Annotated in this window: 14 protein-coding genes; 1 reads left to right on the top strand and 13 read right to left on the bottom strand. The window is 38.5% G+C overall.

The features are described from left to right. Positions 1–239 precede the first annotated feature (239 nt). The 3 genes from RYO55_RS05125 to RYO55_RS05115 are packed head-to-tail and all read right to left on the bottom strand — an operon-like array spanning position 240 to position 10492. Positions 240–1238 (bottom strand): DUF805 domain-containing protein, encoded by a 999-nt coding sequence (locus RYO55_RS05125; RefSeq protein ID WP_314984460.1) that lies wholly within the window; start codon positions 1236–1238, stop codon positions 240–242. Next, positions 1235–8734, bottom strand: a complete 7500-nt coding sequence (locus RYO55_RS05120; RefSeq protein WP_314984459.1) for a hemagglutinin repeat-containing protein — start codon at positions 8732–8734, stop codon at positions 1235–1237. Before RYO55_RS05120 ends, RYO55_RS05125 begins: the two co-directional genes overlap by 4 nt. A 60-nt stretch (positions 8735–8794) precedes the next feature. Further along, a complete protein-coding gene (locus tag RYO55_RS05115) occupies positions 8795–10492 on the bottom strand; it encodes a ShlB/FhaC/HecB family hemolysin secretion/activation protein (protein ID WP_314984458.1) in 1698 nt (565 codons plus the stop codon). A 217-nt stretch (positions 10493–10709) separates the two neighbouring features. On the opposite strand from RYO55_RS05115, the gene RYO55_RS05110 reads away from it, so the two are divergent. Continuing rightward, a complete protein-coding gene (locus RYO55_RS05110; RefSeq protein WP_314984457.1) occupies positions 10710–11441 on the top strand; it encodes a copper amine oxidase N-terminal domain-containing protein in 732 nt (243 codons plus the stop codon). A gap of 155 nt (positions 11442–11596) precedes the next feature. Here RYO55_RS05110 and RYO55_RS05105 read toward each other — a convergent pair whose 3' ends face one another. The 10 genes from RYO55_RS05105 to hisD form a co-directional block, all read right to left on the bottom strand. Further along, on the bottom strand, positions 11597–13222 hold the full coding sequence (locus RYO55_RS05105; RefSeq protein ID WP_314984455.1) for a membrane biogenesis protein AsmA: 1626 nt from the start codon (positions 13220–13222) through the stop codon (positions 11597–11599). Between the two features lie 223 nt (positions 13223–13445). Then, positions 13446–15278, bottom strand: a complete 1833-nt coding sequence (locus RYO55_RS05100; protein ID WP_278606729.1) for a carbon starvation protein A — start codon at positions 15276–15278, stop codon at positions 13446–13448. A 276-nt stretch (positions 15279–15554) separates the two neighbouring features. Beyond that, the gene (gene hisH / locus RYO55_RS05095; protein WP_314984453.1) at positions 15555–16181 is read right to left on the bottom strand and encodes an imidazole glycerol phosphate synthase subunit HisH; all 627 of its coding nucleotides are present in this window, start codon (positions 16179–16181) and stop codon (positions 15555–15557) included. A gap of 78 nt (positions 16182–16259) precedes the next feature. Further along, positions 16260–17336 carry a histidinol-phosphate transaminase gene (hisC, locus tag RYO55_RS05090; RefSeq protein WP_314984451.1) on the bottom strand — a complete coding sequence of 359 codons (1077 nt, stop codon included), beginning with the start codon at positions 17334–17336 and terminating at the stop codon, positions 16260–16262. A 125-nt stretch (positions 17337–17461) separates the two neighbouring features. Next, on the bottom strand, positions 17462–17788 hold the full coding sequence (hisE, locus tag RYO55_RS05085; RefSeq protein WP_287550004.1) for a phosphoribosyl-ATP diphosphatase: 327 nt from the start codon (positions 17786–17788) through the stop codon (positions 17462–17464). A 2-nt stretch (positions 17789–17790) separates the two neighbouring features. Continuing rightward, positions 17791–18108 (bottom strand): phosphoribosyl-AMP cyclohydrolase, encoded by a 318-nt coding sequence (gene hisI, locus RYO55_RS05080; protein WP_270279303.1) that lies wholly within the window; start codon positions 18106–18108, stop codon positions 17791–17793. A 289-nt stretch (positions 18109–18397) separates the two neighbouring features. Then, the gene (hisF, locus tag RYO55_RS05075; RefSeq protein ID WP_314984449.1) at positions 18398–19156 is read right to left on the bottom strand and encodes an imidazole glycerol phosphate synthase subunit HisF; all 759 of its coding nucleotides are present in this window, start codon (positions 19154–19156) and stop codon (positions 18398–18400) included. 173 nt (positions 19157–19329) lie between these two features. Continuing rightward, positions 19330–20052 (bottom strand): 1-(5-phosphoribosyl)-5-[(5-phosphoribosylamino)methylideneamino]imidazole-4-carboxamide isomerase, encoded by a 723-nt coding sequence (gene hisA, locus RYO55_RS05070; RefSeq protein WP_314984447.1) that lies wholly within the window; start codon positions 20050–20052, stop codon positions 19330–19332. Between the two features lie 13 nt (positions 20053–20065). Further along, positions 20066–20656: an imidazoleglycerol-phosphate dehydratase HisB gene (gene hisB, locus RYO55_RS05065; protein WP_314984445.1), complete on the bottom strand. Its 591-nt coding sequence runs from the start codon at positions 20654–20656 to the stop codon at positions 20066–20068. Between the two features lie 142 nt (positions 20657–20798). Next, a complete protein-coding gene (gene hisD / locus RYO55_RS05060; protein ID WP_314984444.1) occupies positions 20799–22076 on the bottom strand; it encodes a histidinol dehydrogenase in 1278 nt (425 codons plus the stop codon). Positions 22077–22191 lie beyond the last annotated feature (115 nt).

Genomic DNA, 22191 nt, shown 5'->3' with positions numbered 1-22191 from the left:
TCTATAACTCTATAATTAAATATATCAAATAATTCATGTAACACTTAATTATAGCATATAAAGAATTACTTATATCAGTACATTCGCTTGTACCATCTACAATTATTATTTTATCAGAGTCATGACAAATTAATTTATGATTTCTAAAATACGTTACTATTCCTTTATATCTATTTCGACACTTATTAAATAAATACAATAAACCCTACTACGAAAAACTCATAGTAGGGTTTAATTAGTTATAAAGGATAATAAAAAATCGTGTTACTTTCCTGATCATACATTATAGAAGTTTTATTATACAGCAGGTACAGTACGTATATATTAACTAATGGTATAAATAAGCCAATAAGCCAAAAAATACTACTATTAGTATCCAGCAAGCGTCTACATATCATAGTAATTACAGTATATGTAAGATAAATATATAAAGCATATCTTAAAATGGGTGACTCAATAGTATAAGTTACAATAAAATTATACATAACAAAAGCTAAAAACACATTAAACATATGCCACTGACGAACAGTACTGCGTCCATAAAACCATAAACTATCTATTAAAATACTTTTATAAATATCAATCCAAAAAGGATATGTATCCTGTCGACTATAATGTAACTTTAAAGTCTTAATTTGCCCGTCGGTTAAATCATTTCTATTGCCCCACCACACATCAATAACTTTATTATCAAAAATAATCCCATTAGTTTCAATAGTATCATGAGCAGACCATAATTTGTCAATTCCAAATGCCCCAAATAGTATCACCCCAATTAGAAAAGGAAAGAACAGCTCAGGGGTATTCACGCTCCATAGCACTTTATTCCCAAATATATAATCAGTAGTTCCGCTAAACCTAAAATTAGAACTAGAAATAGTAATACTATTCCCTAAAAGCAAAACCATTATCAAAAAAATCATGATAACGACATTAAGCCAATTAAAGGAATATTTTTTATAATAATTCAACCGCATGTAATTTGTTATAAAAACAAAAAGGATATAAAGAATATGCCCTACATAAAATAACATATTATAGTATTCCTGATTATATATTTTATCAAAAGGCGCAGAAAACATAAAAATATTTGCTTCTATACCCAATAAAACTAAAATATTAATTGAAAGATAAGTTTGTATATTCATCGTAAGTGTTTTAAATTTACTTACATATTGAATTAACTCTTTAACTTCAATCTTAAACTTAATAAATTCTGATTGTATAAAAGTACTCATTTCTGCTCATCCACTTTATTATTCTTATAGACTTCATTAAACTCTCGTTCAGGAAGTACACTCCACCCCACATCTCCATGTAAAATTTCATACTTATGAGTAGGACTTTTTACAGACTTTATTAAACTCATAGTTTTACCATCTCTACCATAATATAAACTACCCTCCATTGGATGTTGATGATGATATGCTATAGCAACCAACTCTGCTGCAGAAGCATTATTAGTCTGCTTGTTAATTTCATCTAAAGCTGATTTATCTGCAACAGATTTTATCTCCATTCTTATTCCAACTGATTGATCTATATCGATTATAGTATCTCCATGAGTAAATATTCTAGGCTTAAATTCTTGAACAGCTATTCCTGAATGTAAGTTCTTATTATCTCTTCGTCCTATTACTGGAACTAAAGGAGAGCTAATTACAGAAGCCGCATTTGAGAATCCATCATTCTCTCCTTTAGTAAATAAATCTTTCGTTCGAGCAAGTCTGGCAAGATCACGCACAGTAACGCTACCTTTTATAGTTGCTTCACCACCAATAAAAATTCTATCATCAGAAGACATTCCTTCAACAACTTTTAAACTAGCCTCACCTACACCTTTTCTTAATCCTAATCCAAAATACCCTTCGGTATCCGCACCTACACGTCGCATTTTTTCAGATTCTTTTTGATATTCACTCCTACCTACAATCATAAGAACATCAGGTTGGCTTAATTCTACCTTATAAGCTGGATATTTAACAGATTTCACCAGAAACTTTCCATCATTAAATACAACTTTATAATCATCTGCAAGATTTTGAGGAATACGCTTTTCTGCTATTATTCGAGATATAACATAGCTTGGAGCAACATGTCTTACATCAAGATTATTTAAACTATACTTAACCTTTTCTCCTTGTACCTTTCTCCAAAAAGATGGACTAGCCTTTGTATAAAACTCTGTTTCAGAAATATTACCATTATATTCACCTAACTCATATCTAGATACTGCTCTAGATGATACTGCAGTAGCAGTCGAAGAATCTAACATATATTCATTTGTTATTTTAACAGGAATATCCTGTCCCTCATAAAAAGTAATACCTTTGGGAAGCGTAAGAAGATTATTTGTATCAGAGCTTTTTACAAAACCATCATTTATATAATAATCATGGTGTATAATATCATAACTTTCCCCTTTATTATTAATAGCTATATATCTAAACTCTTTTGTTATTGGGTCAATTCCATATAATACTAACCACTCATTCGCTCTTATTTTATCTAAAGTTATCTCTCTGCCATATACTATTACACTTTTACCTTGCTTTAATGCTTCTATTTGGTTCTTGATAGCTTGTAAAGTCTGATATTCATTCCATTTAGTCCCATATTGTGCCTCAGCTGCACCAGTTACAGGTGAATAGCCTAAGCTACCATTTACGGTAGCACCTAGTAGAGCACTTAATGTTTGGGCTACATCAGGTTTTTCTTTTGCAATTTTTTGAATTTCTCCAATTAATGCCTCATTGGTAGCACCAGCATAAAAACCACTACCCGGTTTATTCCCTGCCATACGAGCAGATACTTCAGCGACTACACCATGGGCTATCGCTTTTGCAGCTTTCCCTTCTTTAGAGGTTGGATTCCAATTATGTAATTGACCAAAAGCTTCTTTTGCAAATAATTTAGATAATTCTTGACGTTCTTCAATTTTCTTTTTATCAAAGATTTCATCAAGCTTATTCAAGCTATCTTTTGTATCTCGAGAAAGTGTTTGCATATTAAAGTCAGCGTCTCGTACTTCTATTGTACCATTTGAAATAGCAGATTTTGTAATGGAAGAACTAGATTTACTAGAATCTGGTAACAAATTAGGTAATGTGCCTAATGTGTTCCACACGGTATCTTTTCCAGATTTACTAAGATTCTTAAAATTACCGACATGATTATAACTCATACCTACATTACGAGACGTATATTCTGCCGTATTTTCAACATCTTTAACATCCAATGATTTAGTGGATAATTTATTTTTATTAGAGTCTGCTGCACTATCTATAACAGCCCCTGTTAATGATGTTTTTTCAGCCGTGTTAATTACAAATCCACCGTTACCTGCATATATACCCGCTTGATCAGTAACACTTGCATAATCACTTTCCATTTTACCATTGCTTGAGCTCATAGATACATTACTTAGAGAACCCGCATTTGTAGATACACTAAACCCTTTATTAGAGCTTTCACCTACATATGTCTTTATATCTTGTAAACTTTCAATAGAAAGGTTCCCACCTACGTCTGCTGTTACAGATTTACCAATTACCTTGGAACCACTGATATGGGTGTCCTTTCCAGATATAATAGCAACAGCATCCGAGCCTACAACAGTAGTGCCAGTATGTGTTGTTACCTTTGTATTACTCTTTTGTTTTGCCGCATTAGCACTTGCATCAAAACCTAATAAACCGCCACCAGCAACACTAATATTAGCCCCAACAGACCAGCCTTTACTTTTGGCGTTTTCAAGCTTTTCACTTGTATTTGTTGCCGCTTGTAAAGATACATCATTAGAAGCCACTAATTTAACTGTTTTACCAGAAATTGTTTCACCAACAGCTTTAATATTCCCCTTGATAGAATCTGCACTATTAGCCTCAATAGTAATATCACCATTACTTTCAATAGAGCCCCCATCAAATGTATTTGCTTCATAGGAAGACTCACTTCGACTACTGCTAGAGCCAATACTTACACGAATATTTACAAGATTATCTGCTTTAGCACGTTTTTTAGCCTTATATCCAGCTTGATTATTGTCTAAATCAGCTAACTCTGCATTACTCTTACTTATATTAGCTTCACCTACTTTAGTTTTATAATCAGCAGCATTTGCTGTCGCTGTATTCGAATAACGGTTCATAATAGAAGCATTTTTAAACTCTTGTGCAGATGCTAATTGGGCTTGTCCTAGCTCTTTTAATTCAGTTCCCTTCTTTAATACAGAACCCGCAGTATAGCTTGTGTAATCATGGATGTTCGCAGCTGCTGTTTTAAGTTCTTTACCTGCTTCCATATATTCTAGTGCAGCCAAACGTTTATCTTCGCGACCTTTAGCTTTTTGTTGCAATCCATAGGCTGTGTTAATAGCACTTGCTACAGAGCCACCAAGACTAACTGTAAGGCCAGAAGATTTATATTCGTGACTTTCTTTAGAAAGGTAATGATCTTCCTTGCCATCTAATACTATATCTTGTCCACTAAGTCTAATTCCTTTATCCGCTATAATATCTGTCGTAGTCAAATGAACTGTATCACCAGCTTGTACAGTAACCTCACCATCAGTAGATCCTAAAGTAGTGGCTTTATGAGTATTTTCATCAATAGAGTAGTTATCTTTAGATTGTTTTTTACCAATCATGATACCTATGCCGGCACCCATAATACCAGATTTTTTTACATCTTTAGAGGCCGTACTTAGTGTATGTTCTGATGCGGCATCAGTTACTACATTATGACCTGCTAATACAGATGTTCCAGCAGTACTCACCACATTAGAGGATGTAAGAGTTACATCATTATTAGCACCCACCACTACAGTATGACCACTAACTGTACTCATTAAGGCATGTTTAGATTCATCATTCGTTTTGATTTTAGTTTCTTTTTTATTAAGAAGGCCTTTTTCTTTGTATTTTAACGCAAATGCATCTTTAGACTCACTATAGCCATTTTCAATGGATACGTCATGTTCACCAATTACTTTTACCGCCCCAGAATCACTGCTAACAGTCAAATTACGAGCCTTAATATCATTTTTGGCGCCAATAGATACATTTCCACCAGCCTCTATTGTCGTACCTAGTTCGGTTTGACGATAGGTTCGTAAATAATTATCCCCATCTTGAGTCATATCTTTTTTGGCTGTAAGAGTGTCTGTAGTACTATTAATATCACGTCCAGCTGTAATAGTGATGGCACCTTCTTTACCCAATGCTTCGATAGTTGCACCACCTAGGTTTACATCATTGCCAGCAGATACAATCATAACGCCGCTATTACCGGTTACAGCAATACCTGCTGTTTTATGTAAAACATCTTGATTTTTTAAATGCTCAATAGAATTGTTAAAAGTGATATTCTCTTTTGCTTGTAATTCTACAGCATCACGACCAACAATTTGACCTTGTTGGTAAATAGTTGTATCTGATTGCAAACCAACTTTGTCTGCATTAATATGCCCGCTATTAATAATATCTTGATTAGATGCAAGAATCACTGTTTTACCTTGAATAACCCCTTCATTACGAATACTTTCCTTCGTATTCATAACAAGTGTATTCGCGCTAATTAATGTTCCATCATTATGTAGTTGTAATCCATTACTTTGTTTGAGATATACCTTAGGATAAATTACCTCAACAGGTTTACCATCTACCATAACAACATCTTTTACAAGCCAAACCATATCACTGGTCAGACTAGCGACTTGCTCTGCTGTCAATGCTACGCCTGGAGTAATGCCATACTGCTTGGCATACGCAACACCCGCATCCATAAGAGCTTTAAATTGACTTTCATCATCTGTATATCCATCAAGGAATCTATAACCTGTTCCAGATACAATCTGATTTCTAATCAAAGTCTGCTCGTAAAAACCGTCACCTAATCTTTTTTCAATATTTTCAGGACTTATTTTCATCTCTCGATACATATAATCGGATGATAAGAAGGCTTTTTTATTCGTAAATTGTGGGTCTGTTTCAACCACATAGTTAGCAGTACTTTCAGGATGTATTGTATATAAAGATTCTGTAGGCAATGCCAAAATGTTAGTTCCCGCAGTAGGTTTAGATGTATCATTACTACTATCTTGTGCAAATGGATTTAAGAAGTCTTGTACCTCTTTACGGTGATTAGCACCTACTTCACCTTTTGCCTTACCATTTTTGTCTTCTTTCTTAGCCACCCCGAGAGATGTAGGATTTTCTTTATCCACTTGTGGCGTCATGAATACTTGCCCCTTATATCCTCTTCGCTTAGATTTATGTGGTTTTTTTCTCCTATAAGTATACGCTTCTTGTGTAGTACCAAATGTATTGGTAACCTCTTGATTTTCTTTTGTAACTTGATTAATAGCACCCGTAATAGTTAATGTACCGCCTACAACCATTTGACTATTTTCATTAGTACCATTTCCCGTAAATGACAGATCCCCACCAAAGCGCACAACACCTGGTGTACTGTTTTTAACCTCTTCATGGGATGACATTTTTTTACTTCGAATAATAGCATAAGTATCTATTGGTTCTTTAGCTACACTAGAGACTTGTTGATTATATACTTCGGCCTTTTTATTATGAGCTTTAATTTTTTCATTTAATGAAGCTAAAATTGGCTTAAATTGTGCATCCCACGCTTCTTGTTCAGGACCTGACGTTAGTGGGCGCTCTGTTGTCATAGATGTAATGCCAAACTCTTTAAAAATAGGATCATCATAAGCGTACGAAGGTACTTGTGTACCAATATATTCTGCTGGAATTAACTCTTCACCTGCCGCTTGCTCTTCTGGCGTAATTTGTTCTACCGTAACATATTCTGCAGCCTCATATATTCGCATTGGGGATTTTCCATAACTATGGAGTGCGCCATAGCCACTATTTAAAGAAGTAAATTCAGACTTTCTAAAAACTTGACCATGCTCACTATGATTTTTATCTGTAATCAGGATTTGATCTTCTTGCTCTGTCAGCATAGCGTCATTACTTGCACCAGAAAGACCTTTTTCAATTTCAGGGCTAACACGTTTTGATGTAAAGGAAGAGTTCTTATTTTGATAGTCTTTACTTCGGATGACACCTTTTCCAATTCCCTCAATAGTACCACCGATATTGTGCAAAGTGTCTCGACCATCCAATGTCATAGTGCCACCACTATACACAAGAGACTTCTCTCTATTCAAAATAGAATCCGCCTCAATAGTTACATCATCTCGACCTGCAATAGTACTCCCTTTATGAGCAGATAATTCCTCTTGTACTAACTTAACAATTTTAAGCTTTTCATCATATACTTGGGATAGTTCTTTTATTCGGTTCAAATATTCATCTTGTTCAGTTTTTGATGTAAAAGCTGTAGTATCTATAGCATAGGCTGCTTCAAGCTTATCCTCTGCTACTTTCATATCTGCCATAGCAGCATCTAATTTAGATTCTAACGCCACATTCTTACGATTTTCCAGTACTTCAGTTTGTATCGCTACTTTTCCACCATAAATTCGACCATTCTCTATATTATGTACTTCTTTACTATTAATTCTAGTAGTACCACCAGATACAATCACTGCATCAGTATTACGAATATTACCTGCCTCAACAGACAAGGAGCCATTACTTGTCACAGCGCCTTGAGTATTGGCACCAGCTGCCATTGTATTTTTATTAGTTAAGGTTTCTTCTACCTTAATATGTCCATTTTTAACGGATGTAATATTCCCTGTATTAGTTAACTCTTTTGTTTCTAAATCCAAGTTTCCACCAGAAGCAATTGTCTTTATATTCTGTATAGAGTTTGCTTTAGCCACGAGACTTGTATCAGATTGAAGCATACCATTAACAGATAGATGACCATTAGCATCTACTGAAACAGACTGAGTCCCTGCAACTACACCATTAAGATTAACACCTACACCAGCCTCAGTGCCAACCATAGTAATATGATTAGCATACATCCCACCTACTGCAGCCACATCTAATCCAATCATTGGTTTTGTTTCAACAGTTGAAGACTCTAAAGCTGTAGCCTTTAAGTTGTTAGCATCAATGTAATTTTGTCCGGTACGAGTATTAAGTTTGTTTGCCCAAACCCCTGCATTTACATCAATAGTTCTTGCCAAGATAGATACAGAATCTGCACCTTTTCCATCAAGACCTTTGCCTTCAACAGCAACTTTCCCTTGTTCTACGCGGTAATTTTGTAAATTTCCAGCACCATTTAATTCTGCTCTACCTGTAGTTAACACAGCATGATCCGTATTAAGGAACCCACCACCATTAACTGTAATGCCGTTAGGATTTGCGACCACAACTGAAGCTCTTTGCCCCGCCACTTCTAAATAACCATTTATAGATGTCGGTGTACCTGATGTAACTTGGTTTACGATAACCTTTGCAGTACCGTTCACTATGTTACTATTACCTTGTACATAACCAGCAAGTTCTGTTTTACTCGTTACATATGAGTTATTTAAAATGGCCCCTTGTTTCTCTACATTAAATTGCTCATATTTATTCATAGAGACGCCCTTATTAGTGGGTGCCGTAATATTAACTAAAGGTATCTGATTAGCAGTTTCCTGAACTAATGGTCGTTCAGTAATAACTGCATTATTATCTGGCATAATTGGCGAAGCCAGTACCATCGATTGAGATGCTACAAACACTCCAAAACTTAGCCAGGATACAATCTTACGCCCTAGTGTACGTCGTTCTTGATTCGTTTTACACATATAACTCTCCAATTATATAAATAATAGTTCAACACTTATTAAGTCTTAATTATATTTAGATTAGAATCTATATCCTAAGGTAAAACCGCTATAAAACTTCTTCGTATGATATCCTTGTGGCTTATATAAAGGTGTGCTGATAAATGCATCAAATAATAAACCTGATGCATAATTACCTCTTATACCGATTGCAGTACCTGCAATGGCTTTACCTACCAATGTTTCTGCATTTTTACCATATACCACACCTACATCTAAACCAAGATATACTTCTGCATTAAGATGAGGAACAACAGAGGCTACCTCATTACGTAAATACCACCCACTATCGCCCATAAGTATATATTCACCATCAAAACCATAGACACTATACCGATTACCAATATTTATAGTGTCTACACTATATACCCTTTTGCCGCCTTGTACCCATTGTCCATGGAATGAAGATGTAAAGGATGCAGGACGATGGCCCATAACAAATGGCTTACGATAATCGACATCAGCAAGCCACATATGATATCTAGATGTAGACCCACCCATTGCAACAGATGCTGTATGTTCAGGTTGTGCACCAAATGCACCAATACCCCATTGAAATCCTAAACGATAATACAAGGTAGCATTACCAATATATTTACGATTAGACACACCAAACTCCATTGAGGTAGTACGTAATGCTTGCACCGAAATTTCCATATCATTAATAAAGCGATGATTATGACGTGTACTGATAGAAATATCAAATGCATGTTTCTCACGCTGTGTACGAGACCAAACATGATTCCATTTTGCCTTTATAGTAGTTGACTTACCACTATATGTGAAGTCATATGGATTGGATTGTATCATTTGATGATATCGTGATTTAGAAAAACTAAAACTAAAGGTGTCCTTTCCATGAGGTATAACATAATTAAGACTGGCTGCACGAGTTCCTTTTATACTACCTGATCCACTAAGATCACCTGATAATGACATAGAAAATGTATCATTGGCTCTAAAAACTTGATCAAAAGAGGTAGTAAAGCTACCTTGATATATCCCGGTTGATTCCAGACCACTATTATCAATACTAATCGATCCATATACTGGCTTTTCTTGTTTGATTGATAGCTCAATAACAGATGTACCTATAGCTTTACCTGGGAGTAATTTCATTGTCACGGATTGAGATGATAAACGTTTCATCTGCTCAAGACCTTGTTCAATATCACGGATATTAAGTATATCTCCAGGTCGTACAACTAAGGCAGTTCGCCAAGGTCCATGAGTCGAAGACTCACTATAACGGATATCTTCCACGCGACCAGGTATAACCATTAATTGTAATATTCCATCATTTAAATTTTGTTCTGGAATATAGACTTGAGATGTTACAAACCCCTTATCCAATAATTTACGTTGGAAAGCATTACGAATATTAGTAATATCTGATACAGTTACATTTTTTTGCTCATACTTGCGGGTAAGCTTATTTAGAAAAGATAATTCTTTAGGCATACCATCTAACTGTATTTGTTTAATATAAAAAGACGCACCATTCTGATCAGAAGGTACGTCTATAAGTGCCGGCTCACTAACAACAGTCTCTACACGCTCTTCATCTAAGCGTAAGCTACGTTCTCGTTGAGTATCCCGGTCTTGTTGTAATTGCTCTTGTTGAGCTATAGGTATAATTGGATCAGTAGCCTGAACCATTAAAGGCATAGATAGACTATATATACCTAAACTCAGAAGAACTAAGTGTTTTTTATTCACGAAACTCTCCTATAAACATACTCATATAACACCAATCATGATAAGTTCATGAAATACGTATCATCAGAATAGCATAATTAAAGTTTTGTTGTAAAGTATAAATATATTTCTTCTTTTTAGTTTTATAAAATTAAAGTTCATAATATAATATTCATATATCCATGTTATAGTACCCATTATGATTTATCGTTACGTTTTATACACAATGGAGGTTACCATGAAATTAAAACAACTGATTTTGTCCGGTATAGCCTTAGGGGCGCTTGCTTTCACAAGCGGAGTGGTACAGCCTGTACAGGCGGCAGTCGGTATGGATACACCTGCACCGACGCAGAGTTTAAAAAGACCTGCATCAGTAACGACACAGCATTACATCAATGTAGATGGCCTATTATTGGAGCCAATCGATAAAAAGCCAAATGTTATCTATGTTGACGGTCAACCACTCGTAGCATTACGTCAAGTATCAGAAGCATTAGGTTACAAAGTATCTTGGGATGCACCTACTAAAACAGCATTGATCGACATGAACATTGCTACATTAGCGGTACAACCGGACTCTAAACAAGTCGTGCGCAAGGGTAAATTACAAATCATCAACCTCGATACATCCGAATCTTTACTGCCTGCAGCACGTATGGTAGACGGAATTCTGTATGTAAGTCCGAACGCATTCAAACTCTTGTTAAATGATGTAACTATCAATAAAGACGAAATTTACATCGTTCCACAACAAAGTCAATTGGTCGCTGACGCTAACACGCAAAAAGGCAAACGAAACGGTATCGAAACATTCTTACCGGATCAAGGAGATAAAGTAATTCCATACGAAGAAGAGGAAACCAAAGAAAAGAAACCTCTTATTAAGGTAAAACGAATTAATGCAAAAACGGATACCAAAAACACAGAAGATACTGAATACCAACGTTCTAGCGGATTAAACAGATAATAAAATCTTGCGTATAGCTAAATTCAGTTTAATACCTTATAACTTAAAGATGGCAACTCATCACGCTGATGAATTGCCATCTTTTTATTATTTTTAATACTTTATTATTTTTGATACATTATTATTTCTTGTTGCTTTTTACTTCTCAATGTCTTTTATTGCTTGATGCCTTTAGACATATTATCTAAGCTATCTTTTGCCGAGTCTATACTCCGCTTCAGGTCTTTTATCGATTCTTTCATGTCCGGCGATGTGAACCCAGACGTATCGATGCCCTTTGCTGATTCAGAAGCACTTTTACTATTCTCTTTAGCTTGTTTCATACCATCTTTAATTCGAGCCATATGCGCATCAATTTCATCAAATGACTCATCATATAGAATAAAATTGCTGCCCCCATGGGACGTAATATTAAGCGGCCCCATCGTGAGCTGTCCATCATCGATACGCAGAGCATCCGTAGTGATAGTAGTGATTTTCGTATTTACTTTCACATCGCTAAAGGATAAATGTCGCCCTTTATTGTGAAAGTTTCCCGTAATGCTTTGAATCGGTATCAGCATATAATGACCTTCACCCGACCAGAAGTTTCCCCACACCTCCATGTCTCGAGGTTGGCCTTCGCTTTTAAAGTTCAAATTTGCCGATACAGGCACGAGAAATTCTGGTGCTTTAAGGGCCACACTACTATCTAGATCCTTGGCTACGCCAGTAATTGTATAGGCGCGAGTGTCCAAATTATATACACCTTTAGCCTCCAATTTACCGCTGTATACATTAGCACTAACGTTTTCAAAATTCAAAATACCATCTTGATACGTCACATCTCCTACTACATTCTCAAAGGTAAGTGCAGGGATGCGCAAAATCGGCATCGTTACCCGACCTTTAGCAAAGGGACGGTTAAAATCACCTGTTACCTTTGTAAACAAGGTCATGGCGTCATGAATATTCTCACCAAAGCCTAGAGATGACGGATCCATCCCTTTCACATCAAATTGTAGATCCAGTTGAGGCATGCGATGCTTTAAAACATCCTTTAAGTCTACACGACCTTTTAATACGAGACCATCCCCTATGGCGGTACCACCAAATTTGCCCGTCTCCATATCGATGCGAATGGCCCTCTTACTATCAAGGTCAATTCTAGCGTTTACATCCTTTATCACATAATGGCGATTTCTGTTAAAGACCTCTAACTGACTGTTTCTAAGTCTAATCTTAAGATCTAAATGTTGGCCCTCCCAATTAAAGTTACGTACTTTCTTACCTAGTTCCTCTTGCCGTTCTTGTGTAGTCTTTCTAGGTGCTTTCGAACGGGGTTCTATCTCGTTAATTGGTTTATTTACATCTGGAGATATGGGCGCGAAATCCAACCGATTATTATCGTCTAAATCAATGACTATAACCGCATCATCTAATTCAATGCCCTTGATAGCGGAGGACTTAAAGTTACGTGTCACCACATCCCACATATTGACGCGGACTTTCCCGCTTGGTGCATTGAGCAACTCATGCCCTTCTGGGTCCTTCCAAACTAGCCCGGTAAAAGTCAAAGTTCCCCACGGTGTAGCAGATAAACTTTCAACAGTAACCGTACCGCGCATCATCGTTTGTCGTGTCATAACCTCATTAAAAATAACACCCATTCCACGACTAGCAATGGTTGCTAGTACAAAGACTATAATCGCTCCAATGGCAAGAAAGGCAGCAATGCCTTTTAGGCCTTTCTTATACAATTGTTTATATTTTGTCCAATAAGAACGTATATAATGTTTCATAGCCCTATTATAACATGTTCAAATAACAATACCCATGCGGTGTTAACTGTATCAATCATATTGACCATAAGAAACTCTTTTCCATACAAAAAGCGCCTTGCTCACAGAAAACTCTGCATGCAAGACGCCATTACCTAACTATTTTATAAAAAAAGCAGAAAATTTATAGATTAAAAGTGCACTCACAAATGTAAGTGCACTTTATATATTGCAATAATCAATATTATGCTTTTACTTCTTTACCGTATTTTACAAGGCTTTCAGCTTCAACTTCTTCTTGTGTCCGATAATCTTGAGGAATATTGGACAAGCGAATCCAGCTGCGAACCGCTTCAACTAATACGATAAGAATCATGAGGAACATAGCCGCACTAAATACTACTAGGATCCATTTACCAGCTGGGATATAGCTGTTAAATACATTTTCAAAATCTGCTGCAATAGCAACGATAGCCATTAGGATACATGGAATACCTGTAACCCATGCATAGCGTTTGCGGCCAAGTCGCATGATAACAGTAGTACCTACAGCCAATGTCATAGTACCTAATAATTGGTTAGATACGCCGAATAGTGGCCAGATAATACCGATGTTACCTTGTAGAACTAAGTATCCCCATAAGATACAAATCAAAGCTGCACAACCATATACGCCAGGAGTCCAATGTTGGTCGTTGAATTTAGGATGGAAATGACCTAATAATTCTTGAAGTAAGTAACGACCTACACGAGTACCAGCATCGATCAAAGTCATGATGAACAAGGCTTCGAACATGATACAGAAGTGATACCAGTAACCCATCAAGTGATCCATATTAGGCAATCTGGAGAAGATATGAGCCATACCTACTGCTAAGGATACGGCGCCACCAGGACGGTGCATCAAGTCTTCCCCAACCATTGCAGACAATGCTGGCAATTCATGAACTTGAAGACCTAAGGCTTTAAAAGATTCAACTGTGGAGTTAATAGCGAAATAATCATCTGGATGCAATGCAGTAGCTGCAATCAACGCCATCATAGCGATGAAGCCTTCTGTTAACATCGCACCATAACCGATAGGTAAGATTTCTCGTTCATTAGTAAGCATTTTAGGTGTTGTACCTGTAGCAATAACAGTATGGAAGCCAGATAACGCACCACATGCGATAGTAATGAAGATGTAAGGGAATACGGAACCTTTCAATACAGGGCCGCCGCCATAGATATAAGGAGTAATAGCCGGCATCTGAATTTCAGGCATTACAATGATAATACCAAGTGCCAACGCGCCAATTGTACCGATTTTAAGGTATGTAGACAAGTAATCACGAGGAGCAAGCAATAACCATACTGGCAATGCTGCTGCAAAGAAACCATATACAGCAAGCATAATTTCGATGGTTTGCAAGTCGTATGTGAACCAAGATGCATATTCGCTAGCTGCTATATTTGGCCCATAGACGATAGCTGCGAAGATTAAGGCTACACCAATGATAGTCGCCTCTTGGATTTTACCAGGACGCAACCATTTCAAATAAATACCAATAAAAATAGCGATTGGAATGGTAGCAAATACGGAGAAGAATCCCCAAGGAGAGTTATGCAATGCATTAGCTACTACTACGGCCATACCAGCAAGGGTAATGATCAATAGGAATAAGGTAGCAAGCATAGCACCGAAACCAGCTAGTTTACTGATTTCTTCGCGAGCAATATCCGCAATAGACTTACCATCATAGCGAACGGAAGCGAACAAGATAACCATGTCATGTACAGCACCGGCTAATACGGAGCCAATGAGAATCCATAAGGCACCAGGTAAATAACCGAACTGGGCTGCAATAACAGGACCTACCAGTGGGCCTGCACCAGCAATCGCTGCAAAGTGATGACCAAAGGTTACCCATTTGTTGGTTGGCACGTAATCGTGACCATCATTGTGAACCATAGCTGGCGTTGGGCGATATTGATCCAAGGTCAATACCTTAGCCGCTATAAAAGCCCCATAAAAGCGGTACGCTAAAATTAGAATACACGCGGAGGCAATAACTAAGTAAATACCATTCATAACCATATAAACACCTCCAGTAATCACGCGACATGGAGTATATGAATATTACTGATAAAACCTATGTATCCATGCCACAATGGCTTCCTAAAATGTTAGTACTTACAACATTATTGTATAACTAATCAACAAGGTGTCAATTATTAATTTCTCATTTTGAAAGTTAAGTATAACTATAAAGCATAATAACGGCATTTTCTACCTATGAGATGTCGTTATTATCCTAGATATATTGGTTACTGAATGACTTATTCCTATCTATAATGAAAGATAGCTATATCCCTATTCTCCTGCTGCTCTATAAGTTTTTGTAATAGTCCCAAATGTACGCAACAAATTTAGACCTACGACACCACTTTTTTCAGGATGGAATTGCATTCCATATACTCTACCACGTTCTACAATACCAGGTACATCGATACCATAATTTGCAGTAGATGTAATATATTCAGGATCTGTATCCACATAATAGGAATGAACAAAATACGTATATTGATTGTCTACATTGCTAAAAACACTATCAGGATGATGCACTATATTTTTATTCCAACCCATATGAGGCACGCTAAGACCAAGGTTGCTAGGAATTTCTTTCACCATACCGGGAATAAGGCCTAAACCGGGAGTTGGGCCGTATTCTTCAGACTCTTCAAATAAAAGTTGCATTCCTAGACAAATACCTAATAAAGGAATTTCACGCTTTACTACCTCATGAATGACATCAACTAAACCATGCTCTTTTAGAACTGCCATCGCCGGCGCATATGCGCCTACACCTGGCAAGAGAACGCCATCAGCATCTAGTATGGTCTCAGGATCTGCCGTTAACACTGCATCAAGACCGATATAGGCTAAGGCTTTCTGGACATTGAAGGTATTCCCTGCATCATAATCTATAATGGCAATCATAATACACTCCATTCTATAAAATGAAATCCGATATCATAAAACAAATCTTAATACTATTTATGATATATCTTATGTGGATTAATGCATAAATTCTTTTAATATCTGACGCATAATATCCCCATCTTGAGGCATTGGAATCGTAAGGCGTAACCATCCTTCTCGTTGACCTCGGCGCACTTGATAACCTGATTTGAGCCAAGCATCTGCAAGGCCTTCCGCATCAGGCGATGCAAAGAAGATAAAATTTGCTTCGCTCTTATAGTAGTGAATGCCTAACTCATCAAAGAGGCTTTCCCATTTTGTTCGCTCTTCTGCATTTTGAGAGACCGTTCTCGCCACAAATTCTTGATCACCGAAAGCAGCTTCTGCAGCCACTTGAGATAAGGTATTCAGATTGTACGGCAAGCGAATGGTTTGCATATAATTGGCCAACGCTAAAGGAGTCATCATGTAGCCTACACGGTAGTTGGCAAGGCCATAGGCCTTCGAGAAGGTACGCATGATAGCCACATTAGGAAACTCATCCAAGAGCGCACGTGCCGTAGGAACTGCTACGGAGGTAACAAAATCGATATATGCCTCGTCTATGATAACCAAGGTTTCCTTTGGTACAGCTGCTACAAATTTGCGAATATCTTCAACAGACTCATAGGTGCCCGTTGGGTTATTAGGATTACAGATCCATACGAGGCGTGTCGTTTCATCTACAGCTTTCACGAGAGCAGAAAAATCATACTGCCCCGTTTCAAAATCAGCTGGCACCTCACGGATCTCAGCGCCTTCCACGAGGCCATTCAAGGCATATTCCGAGAAGGCTGGCACGCTTACTACGATGGAGTCACCAGCGGTAATCAATGTTTTATTGACCATGGCGATCACCTCATCGAGACCTGCGCCGATGACGAGTTGCTCAGGTTGCACCTGCCAGTAATTCGCTAACTTCATGCGCAAATCGGTAGCATTACCATCCGGATAGTAGTTGGCATCATTATGTGTTACATAACTAAGGATAGCCTCCCGTACCAATGGCGATGTGCCGTATGGATTTTCATTCGCCGACAAGCGCACCAATCTGTCGATACCAAGTCGCTCTTTCACCGCTGCGGCCGGCTCCTCAGGTATATAGGGTTTCAATGTGCGAATTATCTCTTTCATAGGCTATCCTTTCTATCTATTTTCTTAATGTATATAAACGCGTTTTACCTCATTTTGTGTTTATAAATTCGTCTTAACTCACATAAACGTATGGGTAATCGTAGGAACTCATAACGCGATGTACATTATAAATTTGTAATTTCTGGGCGATCTGTAGTCTTGCTAACAACCCCTTCGCGGCTCGCCAGCTCAGCTTCAATGGCTTCGTAAGGAATATTTTTCTCCGCTAATAACACGAGCAAGTGATATAACACATCTGCTGTTTCGTAAATCAGCTCCTGTGGATCATCATTTTTTGCGGCGATAACGACTTCCGTTGCCTCTTCCCCAACTTTTTTCAAGATTTTATCGAGTCCTTTGTCAAATAAATAATTCGTATAAGAACCTTCCTTTGGCTGTGCCTTACGGTTTTTAATAATTTCGTATAATTCGTTCAGTGTTTGCTGTGCCATGCTTAACTCCGTTCTACTTCATTAAAGAAACAGCTTGTACGCCCGGTATGACAGGCAGGACCTTCAGGCTTAACTTGAATGAGCAAGGTGTCGCCATCACAATCTAGGGCCATGCTCACCACATGCTGCACATTGCCGCTGGTCCCACCCTTATGCCATAGTTCTTGACGAGATCGAGACCAAAACCACGTTTCCTTTGTTTCTAATGTTTTGTGAAAGCTTTCTTCGTTCATCCACGCCACCATGAGAACGTCCTTAGTCTCCGCATCTTGCACAACTGTCGGCAACAAGCCATTTCCTTTTTCAAAATCTGGTTTCATATTCTATCCTTTATTAAAAGTAATCACTAATCCCTTATCCTATGTCAGTTTGTGTATCTATCTCTACATCTGTATTTATGTATGCATTTTATTCTATATCTATATATGTATCTACATCTTTATACGTTTCTATCTCTATCTCTATCTATTACTATTGCTATTACTATTACTATTACTATTTTTATTTCTATTTCTATTTTCTGTTTATCTATAAACAAACTATTTAACTAACTCTGAACATATAGACTAGCAAAGAATTTACGAGAGATAGTAATTGTTTAGATCTATTTTAGCGCACTGTAATTCCGTGAGCTCGTAGTTCTTGTTTGAGTTCAGGAATTTTAACTTCCCCAAAGTGAAATATAGATGCTGCCAGTGCACCAGTAACGCCTGTTTTTTCAAAAAGCTCTACAAAATCTTGCACGGTACCGGCACCACCAGATGCGATGATAGGTACATTTACGACAGACTCTATGGCCTTATATAGTTCAATATCAAAACCGGATTTTGTACCATCTTTGTCCATGCTCGTCACTAGTAATTCCCCTGCTCCACGAGCTACGGCCTCTTTTGCCCAATCTAGCGTTTTCCATTCTGTACGCTTGCGACCGCCGTGAGTATAGGCATACCATTCGCCCGTTTCTTCATCTGTTTTCACATCAATGGCTACCACCATACATTGATTGCCAAACTTTTGAGCCCCTTCTGTGATGAGCTCAGGATTAGCAAGAGCCGCAGAGTTCAAAGATACCTTGTCCGCACCAGCTTTCAGCAAAGCCGTCATATCATCAACACTCTTGATACCACCACCCACGGTGAGTGGCATAAATACTTGTGTGGAGATTTCTTGTACCACATCGCGCATAGTGGTCCGTGCATCAACGGTGGCCGTAATATCTAAGAATACCAGTTCATCTGCCTGTTGCTGCTCATAGGAAGCCGCAATATCTACGGGACTGCCTACGTCTACGAGATTAACAAAGTTAACCCCTTTTTTTACGCGTCCATCATCTACATCTAGGCAGGGAATAATCCGTTTCGCTAACATAAAGCTCCTTTCCATCGAGTGTCACTCAATATAATTCAGCTGTTACGCCCAATACATTTCAACAGTTATACTCAACATATTTCATTGACTATGCACAATATATGTATTGATTATGCACAATATTTCATTGGTCACAGCCAATAATTAATGTAAGAGCATCATAGTCATTTCTATTATTTCTGCTGATTGTACTCGGCGATTTCCTCTAACGTAATCGTGCCCTCGTACAGCGCCTTACCAACAATACTATCCATAACGCCTTTTTGTTCAAGTGATTTAATATCCCCTAGATTACGAACGCCACCAGAGGCAACGATGCGTGCTGTAGGGAATTCTTTTTGTAAATTTCCAAGTAACTCTTCATTGGCGCCCTGCATTGTACCATCCCTGTCTACATCGGTAACGATAAAATACTTTGCGCCCCCTTCAACCATGGCACCGATTAAATCGGTCATGGGCACGTCGGATTGGTCGAGCCAACCTTCAGCGGCAACCTTGCCATGTTTTCCATCTACACCAATAACGATGCGCTCCGCGCCGTATTCAGCGATAACCTGCTTTGTAAGTTCCGGATTTTTAAGTGCTACAGATCCTAAGATAACACGATCTACGCCCAACCCTAGATAGAGGTCAACGGCCTCTTTATCTCGGATGCCGCCTCCGATTTCAAGAATGCCTGTGAAAGCTGCACGCACTGCTTTTACAATGTCTACATTTACAGGCTTGCCCGCCTTGGCACCATCTAAATCGACGAGGTGCAAGGCTCCCACTTTAGCCGCCTCATATTGTTTCGCTTGATCTACTGGATCAGGATTGATGACCGTTTTCTGTGCGAAGTCACCTTTATACAGGCGAACACTGCGCCCATCTTGTAAATCTATAGCTGGAAAAATCATACATTCTCCTTTATTAAATAACGCCCTTTGTAGAGTTAACCCCTTGGATATCCGGATTAATAGTAACTGCTTTGCGCAATGCACGGCCCGTTGCCTTAAACATACTTTCAATAATGTGATGTGTATTGCGACCATATAAATTGCGCACATGAAGGTTCATAGCGGCGCTCATAGCAAGAGCTTGGAAGAAATCCTCCACCAGCTCTGTTTCAAAGTTGCCACCTAAAACCGGCGTACTCCATTCCCCTTGGAAAACGAGGTACGGACGACCGCTCAAATCGATGACAACTTGCGTCAATGCTTCATCCATAGGCACCCACGCATCGCCGTAACGCTCGATACCTGCCTTATCGCCAAGGGCTTTCACCAACGCCTGTCCTAATACAAGACCTATGTCCTCCACAGTGTGGTGAGCATCTACGTATGTGTCGCCCTTTGCTTCTACCACAAGGCCAAATCGTCCGTGTTTAGCGAGTAGCGTCAACATGTGGTCAAAAAAGCCAATCCCGGTCGAGATGGAGCTTGTTTGCGCCCCATCAAGGGTAATTTCTACTGTAATATCTGTTTCTCGAGTGGTGCGTTGCACCGTGCCTGTGCGTATCATAACGACCTCTATACTCCAAATCTATATTTCTAATCTATATTTCCGCTCTATATTTTAAATTTACATATAAATATAGAGGCCAAATATATACCGAATCTATTTTCTACTATTTTGTCCAATATTTTCTCTAATATTTTTATAACTATTTTTCAAAACGTACTTCGATGGCGCGAGCATGCGCTTCGAGCCCTTCCGTACGAGCCAACGTAGTAATGTGTTTTGCCACTTCTTCTAACCGTTCTTTTGTAAATTGTGTGAAAGACGTACGTTTCACGAAATCGTATACGCCTAGCGGAGACGAGAATCGCGCTGTACCGCTAGTAGGCAATACGTGATTTGTACCGCCCAAGTAATCACCCAGCGGTTCAGATGCATAAGCACCAAGGAATACAGAGCCCGCATTTTGAACGAGGCTCATGTAGTTCATTGGGTCTGGCAATTGAATTTCCAAATGCTCTGGCGCCACTTCGTTCATCACCGTGAACATGTCTTCAATGCTGTCCATAACGGCAATATAACTGTTGTTTTCAATGGCTGGACGAGCGATACTTTCACGAGGCAACAATGTTAATTGTCGTTCTACCTCATCAGATACGGCATTTGCTAAACTTTCACTGGTAGTCACCATAATAGCGCGAGCTCGAGGATCATGCTCCGCTTGAGATAACAGGTCAGCCGCCAAGTGAACTGGATTAGCGCTGTCATCAGCGATAACACCGATTTCACTTGGGCCCGCAATCATATCGATATCGACTTGGCCGAATACTTGGCGCTTCGCTGTGGCTACGTAAATGTTGCCAGGGCCTACGATTTTATCTACCTTTGGAATAGTTTCCGTACCGTAAGCCAACGCGGCTACCCCTTGGGCACCGCCCACTTGGTACACCGCATCAACACCAGCCAGTTTTGCCGCACCAAGTACAGCAGGGTTAATGCCATCCTTTTGAGGAGGTGTCACCATAACGATTTCTTTTACCCCTGCGATTTTGGCTGGCAATGCAGTCATGATAATAGTAGATGGATACGCCGCTGTACCGCCAGGAACGTAGAGACCAACACGAGCCAAGGGAATCACCTTTTGACCGCGGATAATACCCGGTGTATCCATGTCCACAAAACCTTGCTCGATTTCACGACTGTGGAATTCTGTAATGTTAGCCTTTGCCTTTAATAATGCGGCTTTCAACTCATCAGATAAAGATTCATAAGCAGCGTCGATTTCCTCTTGAGGCACCTTGAAATCTTCTATGGATACGCCATCAAATTTTTCAGAATATACTTTAAGTGCCGCATCCCCATTTGTCCGAACATCAGCAATGATATCGTACACGCGACGTTCAATTTCCATATCTGTAGTTTGTTGTATATACTCACGTACGATACCGAGCATCGCCTCTAGTGATTCCTTATATATTTTCATCTGTCGTCCTTCTTCCTACTTGAGCTATCAGTATCGCTAGTTAGTTCTATTATTCATTTTCTATTATTTATTCCATATATTAATAGTTTTATCTGCATATTAATAGTTTTATCTA

It is taken from the genome of uncultured Veillonella sp., assembly GCF_963551295.1.
Classification (GTDB): domain Bacteria; phylum Bacillota; class Negativicutes; order Veillonellales; family Veillonellaceae; genus Veillonella.
Note: the sequence above shows the minus strand (reverse complement) of the source record. Positions and strands in the feature narration are given on the sequence as shown.